Origin of the sequence: Mesorhizobium sp. M0152 (assembly GCF_040322415.1) — a bacterium.
In the GTDB taxonomy this organism is placed as follows: Bacteria; Pseudomonadota; Alphaproteobacteria; order Rhizobiales; family Rhizobiaceae; genus Mesorhizobium.
Genome location: NZ_JAMYTH010000093.1, coordinates 1 through 5211, shown reverse-complemented (window position 1 = coordinate 5211; position 5211 = coordinate 1). Strand labels below are relative to the sequence as shown.

Annotated in this window: 5 protein-coding genes and 4 pseudogenes; 4 read left to right on the top strand and 5 right to left on the bottom strand. The window is 59.7% G+C overall.

Annotated elements, in window-relative coordinates; translation table 11 throughout:
- A pseudogene (locus NKJ26_RS33040) lies at positions 1-138 on the bottom strand (DNA-binding response regulator); the annotation flags it as partial.
- On the opposite strand from NKJ26_RS33040, the gene NKJ26_RS33035 reads away from it, so the two are divergent.
- A complete protein-coding gene (locus tag NKJ26_RS33035; protein WP_081730999.1) occupies positions 89-493 on the top strand; it encodes a phosphopantetheine-binding protein in 405 nt (134 codons plus the stop codon). The pseudogene NKJ26_RS33040 and the gene NKJ26_RS33035 overlap by 50 nt on opposite strands.
- 105 nt (positions 494-598) lie before the next feature.
- On the opposite strand, the gene NKJ26_RS33030 is transcribed toward NKJ26_RS33035, so the two are convergent.
- From NKJ26_RS33030 to NKJ26_RS33020, 3 genes and pseudogenes are all read right to left on the bottom strand, one after another.
- Positions 599-1216, bottom strand: coding sequence for a hypothetical protein (locus tag NKJ26_RS33030; RefSeq protein WP_023679572.1), 618 nt, complete (start codon positions 1214-1216; stop codon positions 599-601).
- Positions 1216-1395 carry a hypothetical protein gene (locus NKJ26_RS33025; RefSeq protein ID WP_031194388.1) on the bottom strand — a complete coding sequence of 60 codons (180 nt, stop codon included), beginning with the start codon at positions 1393-1395 and terminating at the stop codon, positions 1216-1218. Before NKJ26_RS33025 ends, NKJ26_RS33030 begins: the two co-directional genes overlap by 1 nt.
- Positions 1392-2124 (bottom strand): annotated as a pseudogene (locus tag NKJ26_RS33020) (IS6 family transposase). The gene NKJ26_RS33025 and the pseudogene NKJ26_RS33020 overlap by 4 nt, the downstream one beginning before the upstream one ends.
- 295 nt (positions 2125-2419) lie before the next feature.
- Here NKJ26_RS33020 and NKJ26_RS33015 point away from each other — a divergent pair.
- The 3 genes and pseudogenes from NKJ26_RS33015 (at position 2420) to NKJ26_RS33010 (ending at position 3957) form a co-directional block, all read left to right on the top strand.
- Positions 2420-2797 carry a hypothetical protein gene (locus NKJ26_RS33015; RefSeq protein WP_023778407.1) on the top strand — a complete coding sequence of 126 codons (378 nt, stop codon included), beginning with the start codon at positions 2420-2422 and terminating at the stop codon, positions 2795-2797.
- Between the two features lie 241 nt (positions 2798-3038).
- Positions 3039-3196: pseudogene (locus NKJ26_RS33745) on the top strand (DUF1403 family protein); the annotation flags it as partial.
- Positions 3197-3246: 50 nt separating this feature from the next.
- Positions 3247-3957, top strand: a pseudogene (locus tag NKJ26_RS33010) (IS6 family transposase).
- Positions 3958-4084: 127 nt separating this feature from the next.
- Here NKJ26_RS33010 and NKJ26_RS33005 read toward each other — a convergent pair.
- On the bottom strand, positions 4085-5211 hold a 1127-nt coding region (locus tag NKJ26_RS33005; RefSeq protein WP_352700015.1), incomplete at its 5' end, for a KUP/HAK/KT family potassium transporter.

Here is a 5211-nt window from a genome sequence, read left to right as displayed (position 1 = left end):
ACCACGAGATCGACTGGCTCACGTGAAAGAACATAGTCAAACTGCTTGCTATCGTGGACTGCGGTTACCTTCAGGGCATGCATCGGCGATGAGGCGCCGCATTGCGGCATCATCGTCAATGACAAGAACATGTTTCAACGGCACACCTCGCTTTGGGGGTTGCGCCCCGATCAGGGTTGCATTACCTGAATCCGCAAGCAAAAGGCATGTATTAGTGATGACATTACTTGAAATTGAACAACTGGTTCTCAAAACACTCAACGCTCTAGTTGCCGAAAAAGTAGAGGTGTCGATGACAACCAGAATGCGGGATCTCGGCCTCGACAGCCTCGACTATAACGAGCTTGCTACGGCGATCGAGAGCCGACTTGGCTGGTTTGTCGACGATTACAAGCTCTGGCAATACGAGTCCGTAAGGCATGTCGCCGACGCCGTCGCCAGTCAGGAGTTGCGCACCGCGGAACCACCAGCAGTGCGGCAAGTGCTGGAGTAGTGCTGTAGGCACAGGTTACGGTGAGGGCAGCTTGGGCGGCGGTAGCTATGGCCATTGCTCCGCTGTGGTTTCTATTCGTGACTGGTGTGTTTGAGAACTGTTGGGTCAGCCCGGTCCATGTCGCAGTGCCGATGCCCCCTTGGTGGCGTTGCCCGCAATTGCGATCGCTGCGCCCAGGGCACCAATGCTGACGGTCGTTGTCAGGCCACCCGTTGAATTGTTGTCAGAGGCAACAGTGCCCACCACACCATCCCAATTGGTGGTCGTATAGACCGACATGTAGTCACGGAACACGCTCTCACTATACGTGGTCACGATCGTTGCCGTCGTACCGGTTGGCACGAGGGCTGACCACACTGACAGATAGACCACACCAGAATTGAAGATGCTTTCCACCTGAGCGAGAAGGGTGGCAGCCACACCCCCAATCGTCATACTGTTGACGGTCACTGCACTTTCGGTGTCAGTGGTCTCAGTTGTCACGATGACACGACGATTAGCGTGTGGCGCGACAAGAAGCGGAATGCTGGTGTGGGTGTAAACGGTCGTGGCAGTCGAGTCTTCGTGAGTGCCATTGAAGACCAGATCTATCGGGAACATTTTCTCCCAGACGCCCGAGCTGCGCACATAGACCTGTCGAGCCTTGGTCCAGAGGCTTGAGATTTTCACCCATACGGCGCTGGCCGCCCCCCAGACCCCGGAGGCTTTGACGTAAAGGGCCATTACGGCTGCACCCAGAAATCACCGTCCACGCCGCCAGAAGGGGCAGCGGCCGAGATCGTGACGCTGCGATTTGCCATCGTGCCGACGCCGAGAAGCGCCTTGGTCTGGGCAATGGACTGCGGTCGACGATAATTGTCCCCGGTGCCGTCACTCGACACGCGACCGACGAAGCTCGTCACAGCGTCGGCACCTGTGGCGTAGGTCGAGCGGTACAAACGCGTCGTGATATCACCAGCGCCATCGCGCTGAGGCGATGAACATGTATGGCGAGAGCAGAACGTTTGGGGCGGGGCGGGACGAAGAGGTTGCGGAGGGCTGACAAGGTCGAGACGAAGCGCTGCAGGCCTCCCGGCGATCGGACCCCTGCATCATCCGCTCCCGTTTTCGCGGCGGCACATGGGAATTCTCCGCTCCGTTGTTCAACCCCTTGTGCGACCGGTTGCTTGACGTCCGGCATCACTTGTCGCTTTCCCACTCCATACGAGCGCAGCTAGTCGGTGATCATGCGCTTCGGCGCCGAGCCCCTGCTTCTCCAACAGCCGCGTCAGCAAGCGCTTGGCGGCCTTGGTGTTGCGGCGGTTTTGCACGATTTCGTCCAGCACATATCCATCCTGGTCGACGGCGCGCCACAACCAAAGCTTTTTGCCGGGCGATGGTGACGACCACTTCGTTCAGGTACCAGACATCATTCCGGCACGGCGGCTTGCGGCGCAAGCAGCGAGCGCAGTCCAGCCCGAACTTGATGCCCCACCGGCGACTTGTCTCATACGAAACCACGATGCCGCGTTCCAGCAGCATTTCCTCAACCAGGCGCAGGCTCAGCGGAAACCGGAAATAAAGCCAGACCGCGTGGGCGATAATAGGCGGCGGAAATCGGGGGGCGTGTAGCTGACGGCGGGCGTATTCATGCCCCCCGGCGTCCATGTCGCAAATCTTGACGATTGCTTTGTGTGTCAAGCCCGCCGCAGGTCTCAACGCGTTCATATGCAGACATTGTGAAAATCGCCCTATTCCGCCTTTTTTTACCGCCCCTTAAGTCCCCCGCTCGCATGCTTGTCGATGCCATTGAACTCATAGCCATCGGCCAAGGATTTTGGAAAATATGTTTCCGCTCGCAGCAGAAAACGTGAGAGTCGCTGTAGGCCTAACGTTAAGGGGAGAGAGCGGTTTGATTGGACGAAATGGGTACCGGAGTACCGAGTCATGAAGCCACGAGGTAATCTGGTCCGACTGAAGCAATTTCAGGTGAATGAGAAGCAGCGACAGTTGCACCAGCTAGACATCATGATTGCCGATTTCGAACGCATGGCGCGAGAACTGGACTTCCAGATAAACGCCGAGGAAACGAAGGCCGGCATTTCCGATGTCAATCATTTCGCTTATCCGACGTTCGCCAAGGCCGCTCGCCTACGTCGTGACAACGTCAAGAATTCGCAATCGGACCTTCTGCGGCAGAGAACCGCAGCCGAGCCATGCCTCGCCGAGGCTGAAGCAGAGCTCTCCAAGGCGCAAATGCTAGAATCGCGCAGCGGCAGAGGCCACGACCTCGAACCCGGCAACCGAAGCGCCATGATCGGCTGAGCCGGATGGCTTCAGCGCGCCTCATTCGCGACACCCGACTGGCCGTTGGCGCGCGAGAGGCGTGCGGGCACTGTAAAGATACCAGCGTCTTGATGCAGCGATAGCTGGTCGGGACGGCTGTCATGCTGCGGCGACATACGCGATTTTGTTCCAGATTTGCATGGCGGCGTTACGCAGGTATGGGGGGAAGTGGAACTGGTTGGCAATCGGATCATCGGTGGAAACGAACCGCTGCCGGCGGCCCGGCGCCTGGCGGCAACGCCTGGCGCTTTCGGCGGCGGCGGTAACGGCAAAGCAGGCTGGCCGCGTCGAGGATGAAGCGGCACCTGCGCGATGCCGTTCTGCTCACGGCCGGGAGACGGGGTCGGCCCCGCCGGCCGGATGCTGCTCGCTTGGCGCGGCATCGTAAAGTCAACCGACAGCTTATGAAGATGTGCGTACATTGGGCCATGTCAGAAGTTGCTCGTGATCCGCTTTATCGTCGCCACCGCTTTCCCGCCGAGATCATTGCGCACGCGGTATGGCTCTACTTTCGCTTTCCGCTCAGCCTGCGCATGGTTGAGGACATGCTGGCGGCCCGCGGCATCATCGTCACGCATCAGACCGTTCGAAGCTGCGCGGAGAAATTCGGACGGCATTTCGCCCAGGAGATCAATATCAGCCGGCTGCCTGGGCGACAAATGGCATCTCGACGAATGTGTCGTGGTTATCAGTGGCAAGAAGCAGTGGCTCTGGCGTGCCGTCGATCAGGACGGCTTCGTCCTCGAAGTGCTGGTACAAAGCCGCCGAAATGCCAAGGCGGCAAAGCGTCTGATGCGCAAGTTGCTGAAAGCTCAAGGGCGGACACCACGGATCATGATCACCGACAAGCTCCGATCCTATGATGCCGCCATGCGCGACCTCATGCCCGACGTCGAACACCGGTCGCACACAGGCCTGAATAATCGAGCGGAAAATTCGCACCAGCCGACCCGACGACGCGAAAGGATCATGAAACGCTTCAAGTCGGCACGCCAGCTTCAGCGGTTCGTTTCCATCCATGATCCGATTGCCGACCTGCTCACTTTCCCTGCAATGCGCTGTCATCGGCTCAACATCGAGACCTGCGTACCGCCCCCATGCAAATCTGGAACAAAATCGCGTGTGTCGCCACAGCGTGACAGCCGTCCCGGCCAGCTATCGCTGCATCAAGCCGCTGAAACTTACAGTGCCGGGCGCGCTGCTACCTGAATTTCCTTACCGCTCAATCAATGTGACAGAGCCGATTCTTCTCAACCGCGGCATGCCCTAAATCGTCACTTGCGTTCCGATCTCGACGACGCGTCCGGTCGGGATCTGGAAGTACTCCGTCGCGTCGGCCGCCGTGCGCGCCAGGCCGATGAACAACCGGTCCTGCCACACCGGCATGCCGGAATTGGGCGAGGCCTTGAGCGAGCGCCGCGACAGGAAGAACGAGGTCGTCATGATGTCGAACTTCCAGCCCTGCTTGCGGCAGATCGCCAGCGCGCGCGGGATGTTCGGCTGCTCCATGTAGCCGAAGGTCAGCGTCACCCGCATGAACAGCTCGTTGACCGTCTCCATCTTGACCCGGTCGCTGTCGGGCACCACCGGTTGCGGCGCGGTCACCACCGAAAGGATGACGTTCTGCTCGTGCAGCACCTTGTAGTGCTTCAGGCTGTGCATCAGCGCGGTTGGCGCGCTGAGTGGATCGCTCGTCAGGAACACCGCGGTGCCGGACACCAGCTGCGGCTTTTTCTTCAGGAGATTGCCGGCGAGGAAATCGAGCGGGATTTCGTTGCGGCGGGTCTTGTCGAACAGATAGCGGCTGCCGCGCACCCAGGTCCACATGGCCAGCACAATGGTGAAGGCCACGGCCAGCGATGCCCAGCCGCCCTCGAACACCTTGACGATGTTGGAGGCAAAGAAGCCGATGTCGATAAAGCCGAACAGCGCCGTCATCGCGACAGCCACCCACAGCCGCCATTTCCAGATGCGCGTCATGACCACGAACAAGAGCACCGTGGTCACCAGCATGTTGCCGGTCACCGAGATGCCGTAGGCTGACGCCAGCCTGCTCGACTCACCGAAACCGACGACCAGCAGCATCACCGCCAGCGCCAGCAACAGATTGACGCGCGGCATGTAGATCTGGCCCGACTGCCGTTCCGAGGTGTGCAGGATTTCGAGGCGCGGCAGCATATTGAGCTGCACCGCCTGCCGGGTCAGCGAGAAGGCGCCGGAGATGACCGCCTGGCTGGCGATGACCGTCGCGGCCGTCGCCAGCACGACCATCGGGATCAGCGTCCAGCCTTCGTTCATCTCGAAGAACGGATGGCCGACGACGCCGTTCTTGGCCAGCACGAAGGCGCCTTGCCCGGCATAATTGAGCAGCAGGCAGGGAAACACGATCGCCA